At 71.0% G+C, this 15,799-nt stretch carries 19 protein-coding genes; 2 read left to right on the top strand and 17 right to left on the bottom strand.

Annotated features, from left to right (window positions below; translation table 11 throughout):
• Window positions 1–98: 98 nt before the first annotated feature.
• Complete coding sequence (locus ACQZOG_RS09150) at window positions 99–1,535, bottom strand: hypothetical protein (protein WP_193456404.1); 1,437 nt, start codon at window positions 1,533–1,535, stop codon at window positions 99–101.
• Between the two features lie 209 nt (window positions 1,536–1,744).
• Between ACQZOG_RS09150 and ACQZOG_RS09145 the strand changes: the two genes are divergently transcribed.
• Entirely contained in the window at window positions 1,745–3,574 is a 1,830-nt protein-coding gene (locus ACQZOG_RS09145; protein ID WP_193456405.1) for an endonuclease/exonuclease/phosphatase family protein, read from the top strand.
• Between the two features lie 118 nt (window positions 3,575–3,692).
• On the opposite strand, the gene ACQZOG_RS09140 is transcribed toward ACQZOG_RS09145, so the two are convergent.
• The gene (locus tag ACQZOG_RS09140) at window positions 3,693–4,007 is read right to left on the bottom strand and encodes a DUF3618 domain-containing protein (RefSeq protein WP_106963399.1); all 315 of its coding nucleotides are present in this window, start codon (window positions 4,005–4,007) and stop codon (window positions 3,693–3,695) included.
• A gap of 41 nt (window positions 4,008–4,048) precedes the next feature.
• Window positions 4,049–4,465, bottom strand: a complete 417-nt coding sequence (locus ACQZOG_RS09135) for a phage holin family protein (protein WP_033275696.1) — start codon at window positions 4,463–4,465, stop codon at window positions 4,049–4,051.
• 130 nt (window positions 4,466–4,595) lie between these two features.
• Between ACQZOG_RS09135 and dapA the strand changes: the two genes are divergently transcribed.
• Window positions 4,596–5,510: a 4-hydroxy-tetrahydrodipicolinate synthase gene (gene dapA / locus ACQZOG_RS09130; protein ID WP_037638959.1), complete on the top strand. Its 915-nt coding sequence runs from the start codon at window positions 4,596–4,598 to the stop codon at window positions 5,508–5,510.
• Here the strand turns inward: dapA and ACQZOG_RS09125 are convergent.
• The 14 genes from ACQZOG_RS09125 to ACQZOG_RS09060 form a co-directional block, all read right to left on the bottom strand.
• Window positions 5,485–5,724: a hypothetical protein gene (locus ACQZOG_RS09125; RefSeq protein WP_058915888.1), complete on the bottom strand. Its 240-nt coding sequence runs from the start codon at window positions 5,722–5,724 to the stop codon at window positions 5,485–5,487. The genes dapA and ACQZOG_RS09125 overlap by 26 nt on opposite strands.
• A gap of 133 nt (window positions 5,725–5,857) precedes the next feature.
• Window positions 5,858–6,292 (bottom strand): SMI1/KNR4 family protein, encoded by a 435-nt coding sequence (locus ACQZOG_RS09120; protein WP_193456407.1) that lies wholly within the window; start codon window positions 6,290–6,292, stop codon window positions 5,858–5,860.
• 9 nt (window positions 6,293–6,301) lie between these two features.
• A complete protein-coding gene (locus ACQZOG_RS09115; protein WP_359520783.1) occupies window positions 6,302–6,712 on the bottom strand; it encodes a VOC family protein in 411 nt (136 codons plus the stop codon).
• A gap of 321 nt (window positions 6,713–7,033) precedes the next feature.
• The gene (gene dapD / locus ACQZOG_RS09110; RefSeq protein WP_320584573.1) at window positions 7,034–8,023 is read right to left on the bottom strand and encodes a 2,3,4,5-tetrahydropyridine-2,6-dicarboxylate N-succinyltransferase; all 990 of its coding nucleotides are present in this window, start codon (window positions 8,021–8,023) and stop codon (window positions 7,034–7,036) included.
• Window positions 8,024–8,149: 126 nt separating this feature from the next.
• Entirely contained in the window at window positions 8,150–8,716 is a 567-nt protein-coding gene (locus ACQZOG_RS09105) for a TetR/AcrR family transcriptional regulator (protein ID WP_033275702.1), read from the bottom strand.
• Window positions 8,716–9,036, bottom strand: coding sequence for a DMT family transporter (locus ACQZOG_RS09100; protein WP_033275703.1), 321 nt, complete (start codon window positions 9,034–9,036; stop codon window positions 8,716–8,718). Before ACQZOG_RS09100 ends, ACQZOG_RS09105 begins: the two co-directional genes overlap by 1 nt.
• Before the next feature lie 95 nt (window positions 9,037–9,131).
• On the bottom strand, window positions 9,132–9,464 hold the full coding sequence (locus ACQZOG_RS09095; RefSeq protein ID WP_004989638.1) for a metal-sulfur cluster assembly factor: 333 nt from the start codon (window positions 9,462–9,464) through the stop codon (window positions 9,132–9,134).
• Window positions 9,461–9,925 carry a Fe-S cluster assembly sulfur transfer protein SufU gene (gene sufU, locus ACQZOG_RS09090; RefSeq protein ID WP_019522225.1) on the bottom strand — a complete coding sequence of 155 codons (465 nt, stop codon included), beginning with the start codon at window positions 9,923–9,925 and terminating at the stop codon, window positions 9,461–9,463. The genes ACQZOG_RS09095 and sufU overlap by 4 nt, the downstream gene beginning before the upstream one ends.
• 11 nt (window positions 9,926–9,936) lie before the next feature.
• On the bottom strand, window positions 9,937–11,193 hold the full coding sequence (locus ACQZOG_RS09085) for a cysteine desulfurase (protein ID WP_033275704.1): 1,257 nt from the start codon (window positions 11,191–11,193) through the stop codon (window positions 9,937–9,939).
• Window positions 11,190–11,954 (bottom strand): Fe-S cluster assembly ATPase SufC, encoded by a 765-nt coding sequence (gene sufC / locus ACQZOG_RS09080; protein WP_033275705.1) that lies wholly within the window; start codon window positions 11,952–11,954, stop codon window positions 11,190–11,192. Before sufC ends, ACQZOG_RS09085 begins: the two co-directional genes overlap by 4 nt.
• A 7-nt stretch (window positions 11,955–11,961) precedes the next feature.
• Window positions 11,962–12,279 carry a non-heme iron oxygenase ferredoxin subunit gene (locus tag ACQZOG_RS09075; protein ID WP_024887259.1) on the bottom strand — a complete coding sequence of 106 codons (318 nt, stop codon included), beginning with the start codon at window positions 12,277–12,279 and terminating at the stop codon, window positions 11,962–11,964.
• Window positions 12,276–13,460 (bottom strand): Fe-S cluster assembly protein SufD, encoded by a 1,185-nt coding sequence (sufD, locus tag ACQZOG_RS09070; RefSeq protein WP_033275706.1) that lies wholly within the window; start codon window positions 13,458–13,460, stop codon window positions 12,276–12,278. Before sufD ends, ACQZOG_RS09075 begins: the two co-directional genes overlap by 4 nt.
• 79 nt (window positions 13,461–13,539) lie before the next feature.
• Window positions 13,540–14,961, bottom strand: coding sequence for a Fe-S cluster assembly protein SufB (gene sufB / locus ACQZOG_RS09065; protein WP_033275707.1), 1,422 nt, complete (start codon window positions 14,959–14,961; stop codon window positions 13,540–13,542).
• On the bottom strand, window positions 14,958–15,671 hold the full coding sequence (locus ACQZOG_RS09060) for a helix-turn-helix transcriptional regulator (RefSeq protein ID WP_033275708.1): 714 nt from the start codon (window positions 15,669–15,671) through the stop codon (window positions 14,958–14,960). Before ACQZOG_RS09060 ends, sufB begins: the two co-directional genes overlap by 4 nt.
• Between the last annotated feature and the right edge of the window lie 128 nt (window positions 15,672–15,799).

Genomic DNA, 15,799 nt, shown 5'->3' with positions numbered 1-15,799 from the left:
GGTGCATGAGATTGTGCCGTCCGGTTCTCGAACCGGACGTGCATCACTGTAGGAGGACGGCCCTCGGCCGGGCGAGCGATTAAATGACCGGCGCCTTTTCAGTTCCCCTGTTGCGACCGCGCCTTGAACGCCGCCTTCCGCGCTTCCTTCGCGATCTTCTTGTCCGGGTGGAGGCGTCCCATCGCCTCCAGGACGTCCGCGGTAGCCGGGTGGTCCACCCTCCACGCCGTGTCGAAGAAGCCGCTGTGCTGCCGGGCCAGCCCCTCCACCAGGGCGCGCAGCTCCTCGGAGTTGCCTTCGGCGGAGAGCTGCGCGGCCACCGTGTCGACGGTGAGCCAGAAGATCATCGCCTCGGACGGCGGCGGCACGTCCGCGGCCCCGTGCTCGGCGAGCCACACCCGCGCCAGACCGCCGAGTTCGGCGTCGTCCAGCACCTCCCGCAGCGCGGGCTCCGCGGCGGTGCCCACCAGCGACAGCGCCTGCTGGCAGCGCAGCCTCCGCAGCGGCGCCCCCTCGTCGGAGCCGCGCGCGGCGGCCAGCAGTTCCCGCGCGGCCTCCAGCGGCCGGCGCCGCTCCAGCCAGTGCTCGGTCTCGGCGTGGGCGGCGGCCGGCGGGTAGACGGCCGTGCCGTCGAGCAGCGCGTCGGCGCCCTTGTCGGCGAGGTCGCCGACCGCGGGCGCCTCGAAGCCCGCCTCCAGCAGCCGGGCGCGCAGCCCGTACAGCCCGAGCGGGGTGAGCCGGACCAGCCCGTAGCGGGCGACGTCCGTGTCGTCGACCGGCGCGGCGGGCTCCTCGTCGGCGTCGGCCATCAGCGCCTCGTCGACCGGCTGGTACTCGACGAGCCCGACCGGCTCCAGCATCCGGAACTGGTCGTCCAGCCGCATCATCGCGTCGGACACCTGCTCCAGGACGTCGTTGCTGGGCTCCGCCATGTCGTCGGGCACGATGACGGAGGCGGCGAGCGCGGGCAGCGGCACCGGCGCGTCGCCGGCCTTGTCCTCGCCGACGGTCAGCAGGTACAGGTTGCCGAGGACCCCGTCGAGGAACTCCGCCTCGGCCTCCGGGTTCCAGTCGAGCGCGTCGAGGTCCAGCTCCCCCGACCCCTCGCCCCCGGCGATGGCGTCGACCAGCCCGCCCAGGTCGGGCACGCTCGCGTCGCCCAGCACGGTCTCCAGGGCGCCGAGCCACACGTTCAGCACGTCCTGCGGCGATCCCCCGGTGAGCAGCGACAGCTCGTCGCCCGCGCGGACGGTGCCCTCCTCCTCGTCGACCACCTCGACGAGCCCGGTGTCCACGGCGACCCGCCAGGCCTCGCTCGCGTCGGCCGCGGCGTCCTCCCCGCTCAGGCCCAACTCCGCGGCGGCGTCCGGGAGCTGCTCGTCCACCAGTCCGCCGCCCGCGTCCACGCGGGTCGCGGGGCCTGCCCAGCGGGCCAGCCGGGCGGCCCGGGACAGCACCGGAGTGGACAGGGCGTCGCGCGCCAGCTCCGCTTCGGGGCGCAACCGCGCCGGCGGCAGGATGGAGCTGTCTGACATCGGCTGTTTCTCCTAGTGCCCTCTACGTCTCAGCCGCTCAGCCTAGACGGATTTCCACCCATGCCGCCCGCTTCCTCTCCGCGTCGTGCGGCCCACATGGCCGAAACCTTGACAAGTGGCTTGGGCAGGCTGGACATTGACGCGCGTAGACGGGGTGTGTCCCGCACCGCGCCCGCCCCACCCTCGTTCCGGTCCCCGGAGGGAATCCGTTGCCGAGCAAGCCGTCCGCGCGCCTCGCCGCGCTCACCGTCGCCGCCGTGTGTTCCGCGGCGTCCACCGTCGTCCTGACGACGCCCGCGCACGCCGAGTCCGTGCGCATCCACGACATCCAGGGCGACACGCGTGTGTCGCCGTTCGCCGGCCGGCAGGTCACCGACGTGACCGGCATCGTCACCGGCATCCGTACCTACGGTTCGTCCCGCGGCTTCTGGATCCAGGACCCCGCCCCCGACGCCGACCCGGCCACCAGTGAGGGCGTGTTCGTCTTCACCAGCTCCACCCCGCAGGGTGTCGCGGTGGGCGACGAGGTCTTCGTCTCCGGCACGGTCACCGAGTTCGTCCCCGGCGGCGCGTCCTCCGGCAACCAGTCGGTCACCGAGATCACCAGACCCACCGTCACGGTCGTCTCGCACGGCAACCCGGTCCCGGCCCCGGCCGTCCTCGACGCGCGCACGGTCCCGGCCGCGTACGCGCCGCAGGGCGACCCGGCGGCCGGCGGCTCGGTCGACGCCCTCACGCTGCGCCCGAGCGGGTACGCCCTCGACCTGTACGAGTCGCTGGAGGGCATGAACGTCCGGGTGGCCGACGCCCGCGTGGTGGGCGCGACCGACCCGTACACCGAGCTGTGGGTCACCGTGAAGCCGCGGGAGAACCGGAACAAGCGGGGCGGGACGGTCTACGGCTCGTACGACGCGCAGAACACCGGCCGGATCCAGATCCAGTCGCTGGGCAAGGCCGCCGACTTCCCCGACGCGAACGTCGGCGACGTCCTCGCCGGCGCCACCACGGGCCCGCTGGACTACAACCAGTACGGCGGCTACACCCTGGTCGCGAGCGAGCTCGGCACGCTGGAGGCGGGCGGCACCGAGCGCGAGGCGACCCGCGCGCAGCACCGCTCCGAACTCGCGATAGCCACCTACAACGTGGAGAACCTCGACCCGTCGGACGACACGTTCGCCGCGCACGCCGAGGCGATCGTGCACCGCCTCTCCTCGCCCGACATCGTGTCCCTGGAGGAGATCCAGGACAACAACGGCGCCACGGACGACGGCACGGTCGCCGCCGACGTCACGCTGGCGAAGCTGATCGACGCCGTCGAGGCGGCCGGCGGCCCGCGCTACGACTGGCGCGCCGTCGACCCGGCCGACAAGCAGGACGGCGGCGAGCCGGGCGGCAACATCCGTCAGGCGTTCCTGTTCAACCCGGCGCGCGTGTCCTTCACCGACCGGCCCGGCGGCGACGCCACCACGCCGGCCGACGTCGTCAAGGTCCGCGGCAAGGCCGCCCTGACCCTGTCGCCCGGCCGGATCGCCCCGGACTCGGCGGCGTTCGAGGACAGCCGCAAGCCGCTGGCCGGCGAGTTCGTCTTCCGCGGCCGCACGGTCATCGTGATCGCGAACCACTTCTCGTCCAAGGGCGGCGACCAGGGACTGACCTCGCGGTACCAGCCGCCGGTGCGTGGCTCGGAGACGCAGCGTCACCTCCAGGCGCAGGAGGTCCACGACTTCACCGCGAAGATCCTCAAGGTCCAGAAGAACGCGGCGGTCGTGGCGCTCGGCGACATCAACGACTTCGAGTTCTCCCGCACCACCCGGATCATGGAGGGGGACGGCGTCCTCTGGTCGGCGATCAAGTCGCTGCCCGCGTCGGAGCGTTACTCGTACGTGTACCAGGGCAACAGCCAGGCGCTCGACCAGATCCTGATCAGCCCGTCGATCCGCCGCCAGTGCTCGTTCAGCTACGACAGCGTGCACATCAACGCGGAGTTCCACGACCAGATCAGCGACCACGACCCGCAGGTCCTGCGCTTCAAGCCGTGACCCCGGCCTGAGGTCGCTCCGGCAGCAGCGGGCGGCGGGGGACGGGAGCGGGTGTCCGCTCCCGTCCCCCGCCGCCCTGCACCCGGTACCGGTTCTCCCGGCCGCGCGGCCGTCCCGCTCAGTGGTGGCGGCGCTGCGCCATCACGGCCGCGCCCACGGCCAGCATCACCAGCGCGCCCGCGGCGGCCATCAGCTGCGTGCGGTGCTGCTTGCCGACCTCGCCGGCGTGGGCGGCGCTGCTGCGCATCTGCACGCTCATCGCGCCGGCCCGGTCCTTCAGTTCGTCGGCGCGTGCCCTGGCCCGTGCCTTGACGTCCATCTTCCCGGCCAGTTCCTCGACGGTGTCGCCGAGTTCGTGACGGGTCCGTTCGATCTCCCGGCGCAGCTCGTCCGGGCCCTTGGCCCCGCGCGCCGCCTCACTGCCGGCGTCCACGTGGGCTCCCGACGGGGACGCCGAGCCCCTCACGTCGTGCGTCATCGGTGTGCCCTTCCCTTGATCTCCTCGACGTCGGCCTTGACGCTGCCCATCGTCCGCTCCGGCTTGGGCGGCGTGGCCCGGCGCAGCTGCCCGCGTCCGGTGAGCGCCAGCACGCCGGCGATCAGGAACAGCACGCCCGTGATGATCAGCGCCGCAGCCCACAGCGGCAGCACCAGGTCGAGCGCGGCGATTCCCGTGGCGGCCAGCGCGAGCAGCCCCGCGTAACCGAACGCCCCCGCCGCTCCCAGCATCCCGCCGCCGACTCCGGCCCGGCGCCCCTTCTCGGCCAGTTCCTCCTTGGCGAGCGCCACTTCCTGCCGTGCGAGTCGCGAGATCTGTTCGGTGGCCTGGCCGACGAGCTCGCCGACGCTGTGCTCGTCACGGACGGGCCGTTGTTGGATGGTTCCGGCCACGGTGCGCCTCCTCTCGGTGGGGCCACCCGAGTACCCCCGCCCACTCCGCCCTATCCCTCAAGCAACACTTACGAATAATGGTCAAAACCTGTAAGTGGACCTTCACCGTGCGGGAGCCGACACTACTTCCATGACGACCACGCCTCCCTCCCTCGGCCGCACGCTGTGCGCGATGATCACCCCCTTCACCGCCTCGGGCGCGCTGGACCTGGACGGCGCCCGGCGGCTGGCCGGCCACTTGGTGGCCCAGGGCTGCGACGGCCTCGTGCTGTCCGGCACGACCGGGGAGTCCCCGACGACGACGGACGCGGAGAAGCGGTCGCTGATCGCGGCCGTACGGGAGGCCGTCGGCACCCGCGTCACGCTGGTCGCCGGCGTGGGCACCCCCGACACCGCGCACACCACCGCCCTGGCCCGCGAGGCCGAGCGGGCGGGCGCCGACGCCCTCCTTCTGGTCGCCCCGTACTACAGCCGCCCCCCGCAGGACGCGGTCGAGGCGTACTTCCGTGAGACCGCCGACGCGACGGGACTCCCCGTGGTCCTCTACGACATCCCGACCCGCACCGGCGTCCGTGTCGAGCCGGACACCCTGCTGCGGCTGGCCGAGCACCCGCGGATCGTGGCGGTGAAGGACTGCTCCGGCGACTTCCTGGCCGCGCAGAAGGTGATGGCCCGCACCGGCCTGGCGTACTATGCGGGCTGCGACGAGCACAACCTGGCGCTGTACGCGGTGGGCGGCGCCGGGTGTGTCAGCACGGTGGCCAACGTGGCCCCGTCCGCCGTGCGTTCCGTCCTCGACGCCTTCGACAGGGGCGACACGGCCGAGGCCGTGCGCCTCCAGCACCGGCTGATCCCGCTGATCGAGGCGATGATGGCGGGCGGCCTCCCCGGCACGGTGACGGCGAAGGCCCTGCTCCCCGCCCTCGGCCTGCCCGCGGGCCCGGTCCGCCCGCCCCTACGCCCGGCGGACCCCCGCACGACGGCCGCCCTGCGGGGAACCTACGACCTCCTGGCGGACGTCAGTTCCGCACCTGACCCTCGCTGACCAGCAGCACGTGCTCCGGCACGACCTCGGCGGGGTCGTCGACCTGCCCCAAGCCGGCGTTCACCAGCCCCACCCGGGGCCCGTTCCTCGACCCGCCGGCCGTCCCGTCGGCGTACGCGGCGCCCGCCAGGCTCCCGCAGAGCATCAGCACGGCGGCCACCCCCATCACGCCGATCACGCAGCGCAGCACTCCCCGCACCCACTTGTCACTCATCGCCCGTCCCATTTCCGTGCGCATCCCGTCGCCTTGGCGTCTGATCGGACCCTGTGTCCACCCGTTCATCCGCCAAAACGACCTCAGGGTCACGGAAAGTAACCCGTACGGGCAATCAGCTACCGCGTAACGGCTACCGCCACCAGTCCCCGCCCGCGTCCCCGTCGTCGGCGAGGGCGCGCCGCAGATACTCGTCGATCCCCCCGGCGACCCAGATGCGGCTGTCGGTCTCGTGGTCCCACACGAAGACGTCGTCCCGCTCGGGCGTGACGACGAGGGCGAACTGGTCGCCCCCGCCGTTGTCCCCGAAGAACAGCAGCGGGTCGAAGGGCATGTAGAGCCCGGCGAACGCCTCGCCGGACCAGAACATCAGGTTCTGCTCGACGATCCGCGCGAGCGGCCACACGACGTCGGTCCCGTACGCGTCGGCCACCCCGTCGGTCTCCCGCAGCAGGGCGCCCAGCCGCGCCGGCACCGCCCGCCCGAGCCGCCGCTCCGCCTCCCTCAACGCGGCCGCGTCCACGGGCGCGCGGACATCGGCCGGCACCCCGCCGAAGAGCTCACGCACGACGACGGGTCACTCGCGCCCGGGCCAGACCGGCCCCCGCTCGGTCCAGACGACGCCCTTGTTGCGGCAGAGGCAGAAGGGATGGCCGACCGGGTCGGTGTAGATCCGCCACCCGTACCCCTCGGGCCCGATGAAGTCCTGCCGCAGCGTGGCCCCGAGGCCGAGCACACGCTCCTGCTCGGCCTCGATGTCGTCGACCTCGAAGTCGAGGTGGAACTGCTTGGGATGCTCGGTGTCGGGCCACTGCGGTGCCCGGAAGCCGTCGACGCGGATGAACGCCAACTCGATCTCCCCGAACCGGATTCCGGCCCAGTCCGCGGTACTGTCCGCCTTCACGGGCCGCCCCGTCACCTCGGAGTAGAAGCCCGCCAGCGCCATGGTGTCCGGACAGTCGATGATGAAGTCGGTGAGTCGCAGCATCCCTTGATCGTGTCACACGGCCCCCGCCCCCGTCCGCGCCGGAGCGGCCGGGCCCGCGCACTCGGGCACGAACGTCGCCCCGAGGCCGTGGTGCGCGATGCCGAACGGCCGGAAGTCGGCCTCGGCGAGGACGTGGCAGCCCGGTCCGCTCGGTCACCGTGGGATCGGCGTACCCGCCCATGACGAGATTGCGCAGCTGCCCGTACCGACGGCTGAACCGCGCGACGACGGTGGGCAGCTCGATTGTGCCCAAGGACAACGAGCGCCCTCGCGCGGCCGCGGTGGGGCCGTGGGAGGGCGCTCGGCGATGATCTGTGGCCGTCAGTTGTGGCTGTGGAGCACGTCGTTCAGGCCGCCCCACACCGCGTTGTTCGGGCGGGCCTCCACGCGGCCCGTCTCCGAGTTGCGACGGAAGAGGATGTTGGAGGCGCCGGAGAGTTCGCGGGCCTTGACGACCTGGCCGTCGGGCATCGTCACCCGGGTGCCCGCGGTGACGTAGAGGCCGGCCTCGACCACGCACTCGTCGCCGAGGGCGATGCCCACGCCCGCCTCCGCGCCGACCAGGCAGCGCTCCCCGATGGAGATGCGGACGTTGCCGCCGCCCGACAGGGTGCCCATCGTGGACGCGCCGCCGCCGATGTCGGAGCCGTCGCCGATGACGACGCCCGCCGAGATGCGGCCCTCGACCATCGACGTGCCGAGCGTGCCGGCGTTGAAGTTGACGAAGCCCTCGTGCATCACGGTGGTGCCCTCGGCGAGGTGCGCGCCGAGGCGGACGCGGTCGGCGTCGGCGATGCGCACGCCCTTGGGGGCCACGTAGTCCGTCATGCGCGGGAACTTGTCGACGGAGGTCACCTGGAGGTGCAGGCCCTCCGCGCGCGCGTTCAGCCGCACCTTCTCCAGCTCGTCCACGGCGACCGGACCCAGCGAGGTCCAGGCGACGTTGGCGAGGTGGGCGAAGATGCCGTCCAGGTTCTGGCCGTGCGGCTTCACCAGGCGGTGGGAGAGCAGGTGCAGCCGCAGGTAGACGTCGTGCGCGTCGACCGGCTTGGCGTCCAGGGACGAGATGACCGTGCGGACCGCGACGACCTCGACGCCCCGGCGCGGGTCCGGGCCGACCGCGGCGGTGGCGCCGCCGCCCAGCAGCTTCGCCGCCTGCTCGGCGGAGAGCCGCTCGGTGCCGGACGGGCCCGGCTCGGCGGCGAGCTCGGGGGCCGGGAACCAGGTGTCGAGGACGGTGCCGTCGGCGGCGATGGTGGCGAGGCCGGCGGCCACTGCGCCGGTGGTGCTCTGAGCAGTCGTGTCGGTCATGAGGGCAACCTAACCGGCCGGTGGCGCCGGACGCGAACCGGTGCCGCCCGCATCTCAGGTGCCGGTCCGGGACACCTCTCAAGTGCCGGTCCGGGACACGCCTCAGGTGCCGGTCCGGGACACACCTCAGGCACCCGCCCCGGGGCCGCCCTCCCCCGGCAGCAGCCGCCCCAGCACCTCCCGCGCGTACTCCTCGTCGTACGGCGTCCCGGTCAACAGCACCTGGAGGCAGATGCCGTCCATCAGGGCGACCAGGGCCCGCGCCGTCACCGGGTCCGTACGGCGGGACAGCACCGCGGCGACGTCCTCGCACCACTCGGCGGCGACCGGGCGCAGCGCCGGGCGCCGCAGCGCCGCCAGGTACAGCTCGTACTCCAGCTCCACGCCCGTCCGCTCGCCGCCCAGCCACTCCCCCGTCAGCGCGGCCAGCTCGGCGGCCAGGTCGGTCCGCGGGTCCTCCAGGCCGCCGCGCGAGGCGATCACCTTGGCGAAGCCCTCGTTGGCCTGGCGCAGGGCGGCCACCATCAGCTCGTCGAGGGTCTTGAAGTGGTACGTGGTGGAGCCGAGGGGCACGTCCGCCTCCTGGGCCACGCTGCGGTGGGTGAGCCCGGCGATGCCGCTGCGGCCGACCACCCGGATCGCCGCGTCGATGATCCGCTGCCGCCGCTCCGGGTCGTACCGGCGCCCGGCCATCAGTGCGCACCGCCCAGGTTCAGCACCACCACGCCGACGATGATCAGCCCGATCCCGGCGGCCTTGGCGGCGGTCATCCCCTCTCCCAGGAACACGATCCCGATGGTCGCGATGGCTGCGGTGCCCACGCCCGCCCAGATGGCGTAGGCGGTGCCGACGGCCACGGTGCGCAGGGTCTGCGCGAGGAGGGCGAAGGAGACGATGTAGCCGAGCACGGTCAGCAGGGAGGGCCAGAACCTGCTGAAGCCGTCGCTGTACTTCATGGCGGTGGTGGCGCACACCTCGGCCGCGATGGCCCCGGCCAGCAGCAGGTATCCCATGTGTACGAGCGTACACAACGGAGCCCCCGAAGCGGCACGAAAACGGCGACGCCCCCCGGAGGGGACGTCGCCGTCGATCCGTGTGTGCGGCCGGCTCAGACGTTGAAGCCCAGCGCCCGCAGCTGCTCACGGCCGTCGTCCGTGATCTTGTCCGGGCCCCACGGCGGCATCCAGACCCAGTTGATCCGCAACTCGCTGACCAGGCCGTCCGTGGCGGACTTCGCCTGGTCCTCGATGACGTCGGTCAGCGGGCAGGCCGCCGAGGTGAGGGTCATGTCGACGGTCGCCACGTTGGAGTCGTCCACGTGGATGCCGTAGATCAGGCCCAGGTTGACGACGTCGATGCCCAGCTCGGGGTCGACGACGTCCATCAGGGCCTCGCGGAGCTCCTCCTCCGAGGCCGGCTTCATCTCCACGGTCTCGCTCATGCCGTAGTCCTTTCGGCGTCGGCGCCCAGCGCCTGGGCCGTCGCGTCCTTCCACGCCATCCAGCTCAGGAGGGCGCACTTGACCCGCGCGGGGTACTTGGAGACGCCGGCGAACGCGATCGCGTCCTCCAGCACCTCCTCCATCGCGTCGTCGGGCTCGATCTTCCCCTTGGACTGCATCAGCTCCAGGAACGTGCCCTGGATCTTCTGCGCCTCGGCGAGGTCCTTGCCGACCAGCAGGTCGTTCAGCACGGACGCGGACGCCTGGCTGATGGAACAGCCCTGGCCCTCGTAGCTGACGTCGCTGATGGTCGTGCCGTCGTACTTCACGCGCAGCGTGATCTCGTCGCCGCACGTCGGGTTGACGTGGTGCACCTCGGCGTCGCCGTCCCGGAGACCCCGCCCGTGCGGGTTCTTGTAGTGGTCCAGGATGACGTCCTGGTACATGGAGTCCAGCTTCACGCCTCAGCCCCTCATCCGAAGAAGTTCCGTACGTGCTCCAGACCGTCGACCAGTGCGTCGATGTCCGCCGGCGTGGAGTACAGATAGAACGACGCCCGCGTGGTCGCAGGAATTCCGTACCGCAGGCAGACGGGGCGGGCGCAGTGGTGTCCGACCCGGACCGCGATGCCCTGCTCGTCGAGGACCTGGCCCACGTCGTGCGGGTGGATGTCCCCGAGGGTGAAGGAGATCGCGGCGCCGCGGTCCTCGGCGGTGGCCGGACCGATGATGCGCAGGTCCGGGACCTCGAGGAGCCGCTTGACGGCGTACTCGGTGATGGCGTGCTCGTGCGCGAGGATCTTGTCCATGCCGATGGCCGACAGGTAGTCGATCGCCGCGCCGAGACCGACCGCCTGGGCGATCGGCGGGGTGCCCGCCTCGAACTTGTGCGGGGCCGGGGCGTACGTCGACGAGCTCATCGACACGGTCTCGATCATCTCGCCGCCGCCGAGGAACGGAGGCAGGTCCTCCAGCAGCTCCTGGCGGCCCCACAGGACGCCGATGCCGGTCGGGCCGCACATCTTGTGACCGGTGAAGGCCACGAAGTCGGCCTGGAGGGCCTGCACGTCCAGCGGCATGTGCGGCGCGGCCTGGGAGGCGTCGATGCACACGAGCGCGCCGACCTCCTGGGCGCGGCGCACGATGGCCTCGACCGGGTTGACCGTGCCCAGGATGTTGGACACCAGCACGAAGGAGACGATCTTCGTCTTCTCGGTGATGACCTCGTCGATGTTCGACAGGTCGAGCCGGCCGTCGTCGGTGAGACCGAACCACTTCAGCTTCGCGCCCGTGCGCTGCGCGAGCAGCTGCCACGGCACGATGTTGGAGTGGTGCTCCATCTCCGTGATGACGATCTCGGTCTCGTGGTCCACCCGGTAGGGCTCGTCGGCCCAGCCGAGCATGTTGGCCACGAGGTTGAGCGACTCGGAGGCGTTCTTGGTGAAGATCACCTCGTCGCGCGAGGGCGCGTTGACGAACTCCGCGACCTTGTCGCGCGCACCCTCGTACAGCGCCGTGGCCTCCTCGGCGAGCACATGCACACCGCGGTGGACGTTGGCGTTGTGACGCTCGTAGTACTCGCCGAGGGCGTCCAGCACCTGACGCGGCTTCTGGCTGGTCGCCGCGTTGTCCAGGTACACGAGCTTGCGCCCGTCGTGGACCTGACGGTCCAGGATGGGGAAGTCCTTGCGGATCGCCTCGGTGTCGAGGAGGCCCGGCAGCTGTGTCACTCGGATGCGCCACCCTTCGTGTATGCCTCGTAGCCCTCGGCCTCCAGCTTGTCGGCGAGCTCGGGGCCGCCGGACTCGGCGATCCGTCCGGCCGCGAAGACGTGGACGTGGTCGGGCTTGATGTAGCGCAGGATGCGCGTGTAGTGCGTGATCAGCAGGGTGCCGACCTGGCCGGACTCGCGGACGCGGTTGACGCCCTCGGAGACGACGCGCAGGGCGTCGACGTCGAGGCCGGAGTCGGTCTCGTCGAGGATGGCGACCTTCGGCTTGAGCAGCTCCAGCTGAAGGATCTCGTGGCGCTTCTTCTCACCGCCGGAGAAGCCCTCGTTCACGTTCCGCTCGGCGAAGGCGGGGTCCATGTTGAGGCGCTCCATGGCCTCCTTGACCTCCTTCACCCAGGTGCGCAGCTTCGGGGCCTCGCCGCGGATGGCGGTGGCGGAGGTGCGCAGGAAGTTGGAGACGGAGACGCCGGGGACCTCGACCGGGTACTGCATGGCGAGGAACAGGCCGGCGCGGGCGCGCTCGTCGACGGACATCTCGAGGACGTCCTCGCCGTCGAGGGTGACGGTGCCGCCGGTGATCGTGTACTTGGGGTGACCCGCGAGGGAGTAGGCGAGGGTCGACTTGCCCGAGCCGTTGGGGCCCATGATGGCGTGCGTCTCGCCCTGCTTCACGGTGAGGTCGACGCCCTTGAGGATCTCCTTCGTGGCGTTGTCGGCCTCGACGGTGACGTGCAGGTCTCGGATTTCAAGCGTTGCCATGGGTGCCTCAGGACTCCTGGGTGAGGGAGACGAGCACGTCGTCCCCTTCGATCTTTACGGGGTATACGGGGACGGGGCGCGTCGCCGGGAGGGCGTCGGGCTTGCCGGAACGGAGGTCGAAGCGCGAGCCGTGCAGCCAGCACTCGATGTGGCAGTCGTCGACTTCGCCCTCCGAGAGGGAGACGTTCGCGTGCGAGCAGATGTCGTTGATCGCGAACACCTCGCCCTCGGTGCGCACGACGGAGACCGGCGTGCCGTCGAGTTCCACCCGCTTGGGGGTGTCCTCCTCCAGCTCGCCCAGTCCACAGACGCGTACGAAGGTCATGCGACCGCTGCCTCCAGCTCCTCCTCGATCTTGGCGATCAGGCGCTCCTCGATGTCGGGGAGGCCGATCTGCTGGACGAGCTCGGCGAAGAAGCCGCGGACCACCAGGCGGCGGGCGTCCTTCTCGGGGATGCCGCGCGCCATCAGGTAGAAGAGCTGCTCGTCGTCGAAGCGGCCGGTCGCGGAGGCGTGGCCGGCGCCGACGATCTCGCCGGTCTCGATCTCCAGGTTCGGCACCGAGTCGACCCGCGCGCCGTCCGTGAGGACGAGGTTGCGGTTCATCTCGTAGGTGTCGGTGCCCTCGGCCTTGGCCTCGATGAGCACGTCGCCGATCCAGACGGCGTGGGCGTCGTCGCCCTGCAGCGCGCCCTTGTAGACGACGTTGGACTTGCAGTGCGCGACGTTGTGGTCGACCAGGAGGCGGTGCTCCTGGTGCTGGCCGGCGTCGGTGAAGTACAGGCCGAACAGCTCGGCCTCGCCGCCGGGGCCCGCGTAGGCGACGCGCGGGTTGAGGCGGACGACGTCGCCGCCGAAGGTCACGACGACCGACTTGAAGGAGGCGTCGCGGCCGACGAGGGCGTTGTGCTGGGCGACGTGCACGGCCTTGTCGTCCCAGTCCTGGACCGAGACCACGGTCAGCTTGGCGCCGTCGCCGAGGACGTACTCGACGTTGGCGGCGAGCACCGCGTCGCCGGTGTGGTCGATGACCACGAGGGCCTCGGCGAAGGCGCCGAGCTCGACGACCTGGTGGCCGTAGGCGGTGCCGCCCTCGCCGTGCACCGCGATGCGGATCGGCTCGGTGAGGACGGTCTCCTTGGGCACGGTCACGACCGACGCCTGGGTGAAGGCCGAGTACGCCTGGGCGGCGACGCGGTCCACCGGGGCGCCGGTGCGGCCGAGCCGGGCGTCGTCGCGGCCGACGGTCTCGACGGTGACGCCCTCGGGCGCCTCGACGGCGACCTTGAGGCCCGCGTCGGTGGCGGTGGCGGTGCCGTCGTGCAGGCCGCGCAGCCGCTCCAGCGGGGTGAACCGCCACTCCTCCTCACGGCCGTGGGGGACGGGGAAGTCCGCCACGTCGAAGGAGGGGGGCGCGCTCATGCGCGTGGCGACGGTCGACTCGGCGGCGACCGCGATCGAACCGGCGGTCGTGGAGCCGACCGGGATGTTCTGAGCCTCAGCCATGGCTGTCGTAGTGCTCGCTTTCCTTACGTAAGGGGCTTGACGGAACGGCGGGGCGGCCGGTGGCCGCCCCTGGCCGGTGTCAGCCGACCGCGCCTTCCATCTGGAGCTCGATCAGCCGGTTGAGCTCGAGCGCGTACTCCATCGGCAGTTCCTTGGCGATCGGCTCGACGAAGCCGCGCACGATCATCGCCATCGCCTCGTCCTCGGACAGACCACGGCTCATCAGGTAGAAGAGCTGGTCCTCGGAGACCTTGGAGACGGTCGCCTCGTGGCCCATGGACACGTCGTCCTCGCGGACGTCCACGTAGGGGTAGGTGTCCGAGCGGGAGATGGTGTCCACCAGCAGCGCGTCGCACAGCACGTTGGACTTGGAGCCCGGGGCGCCCTCGCCGATCTCGATGAGACCGCGGTAGGAGGTCCGGCCGCCACCGCGCGCCACCGACTTGGAGACGATGTTCGACGAGGTGTTCGGGGCCATGTGGACCATCTTGGCGCCGGCGTCCTGGTGCTGGCCCTCGCCCGCGAAGGCGATGGACAGGGTCTCGCCCTTGGCGTGCTCGCCCATCAGGTAGACGGCCGGGTACTTCATCGTCACCTTGGAGCCGATGTTGCCGTCGACCCACTCCATGGTGGCGCCCTCGTAGGCGACGGCGCGCTTGGTCACCAGGTTGTAGACGTTGTTCGACCAGTTCTGGATGGTCGTGTAGCGGCAGCGGGCGTTCTTCTTGACGATGATCTCGACGACCGCGGAGTGCAGCGAGTCCGACTTGTAGATCGGCGCGGTGCAGCCCTCGACGTAGTGCACGTAGGCGCCCTCGTCGACGATGATCAGGGTCCGCTCGAACTGGCCCATGTTCTCGGTGTTGATCCGGAAGTAGGCCTGGAGCGGGATCTCGACGTGCACGCCCTTCGGCACGTAGATGAAGGAGCCGCCGGACCACACGGCGGTGTTCAGCGCGGCGAACTTGTTGTCACCGGCCGGGATGACCGTGCCGAAGTACTCCTTGAAGAGCTCCGGGTGCTCCTTCAGGGCGGTGTCGGTGTCGAGGAAGATGACGCCCTGCTCCTCCAGGTCCTCGCGGATCTGGTGGTAGACGACCTCCGACTCGTACTGGGCGGCGACACCGGCGACGAGGCGCTTCTTCTCGGCCTCCGGGATGCCCAGCTTGTCGTAGGTGTTCTTGATGTCCTCGGGGAGGTCCTCCCAGGACTCCGCCTGCTTCTCCGTCGACCGCACGAAGTACTTGATGTTGTCGAAGTCGATGCCGGAGAGGTCGGAGCCCCAGTTCGGCATGGGCTTCTTCTCGAACAGGCGCAGGCCCTTGAGGCGGAGCTTCGTCATCCACTCCGGCTCGTCCTTCTTCGAGGAGATGTCCCGGACGACTTCCTCGTTCAGGCCGCGGCGCGCCGACGCACCGGCCTCGTCACGGTCGGCCCAGCCGTATTCGTAGGTGCCCAGACCCTCGAGCTCGGGGTGGGCAGTCTCCGTGGGGAGAGTCATGCGGGGTTCCTCCCGGACGTGCTTGCAGATGCGTTGTGGGAAATCTTGGGGATGAACGTCGTGCAGACGCCGTCGCCGTGCGCGATCGTCGCCAGCCTCTGTACGTGTGTACCGAGGAGTTCGGCGAAAAATTCCGTCTCGGCCTCGCAGAGCTGCGGGAACTGTTCGGCGGCGTGGGCGACCGGGCAGTGGTGCTGGCAGAGCTGCTCGCCGACCGGTGCGCTGCGCGCGGTCGCAGCGTACCCGTCCGCGCTGAGCGCCTTGGCCAGGGCCTCCGTGCGCTTCTCGGGCGGTGCGGACTCGACGGCCTTGCGGTAGGCACCCGCCTGGGCGGCGATCCTGGCCCGGGCGAACGCGGCGACGGCCTCGCCGCCGCCCTCCCGCTCACCGATCCAGCGCAGCGCGTCCACCGCGAGCTTGTCGTAGGACTGGTCGAAGGCGTCCCGGCCGCAGTCGGTCAGGGCGAACACCTTGGCCGGACGTCCGCGCGAGCGCGTGCCGTAGACGCGCCGGTCACGGGCCTCCACGACGTTGTCCGCGGCCAGGGCGTCCAGGTGGCGGCGCACGGCCGCCTGGGTGAGCTTCAGCCGCCCGGCCAGTTCGGCGACGGTCGACGGGCCGTGGTCCAGGATGGAACGGGCGACGCGGTTGCGGGTGGACCGCTCACCGGTTGCCAGATCCTCGTGGGACGCCTCGCCAACGTTTTTCACAACGCCATTGTTGCGTAATTCCTCGGAGGCGGGCAAGCCGCGCCCGGACGGCCCGCAGTGCCTTGCATCACTTAGGTCTACCTAATCTGACCTGCGGAAATGATCTCTGATCGATCAGTCCGGCACCG

The organism is Streptomyces sp. P13-3-3 (genome assembly GCF_050571355.1).
Classification (GTDB): domain Bacteria; phylum Actinomycetota; class Actinomycetes; order Streptomycetales; family Streptomycetaceae; genus Streptomyces; species Streptomyces althioticus.
This window is presented reverse-complemented; position numbering and strand designations above follow the sequence as displayed.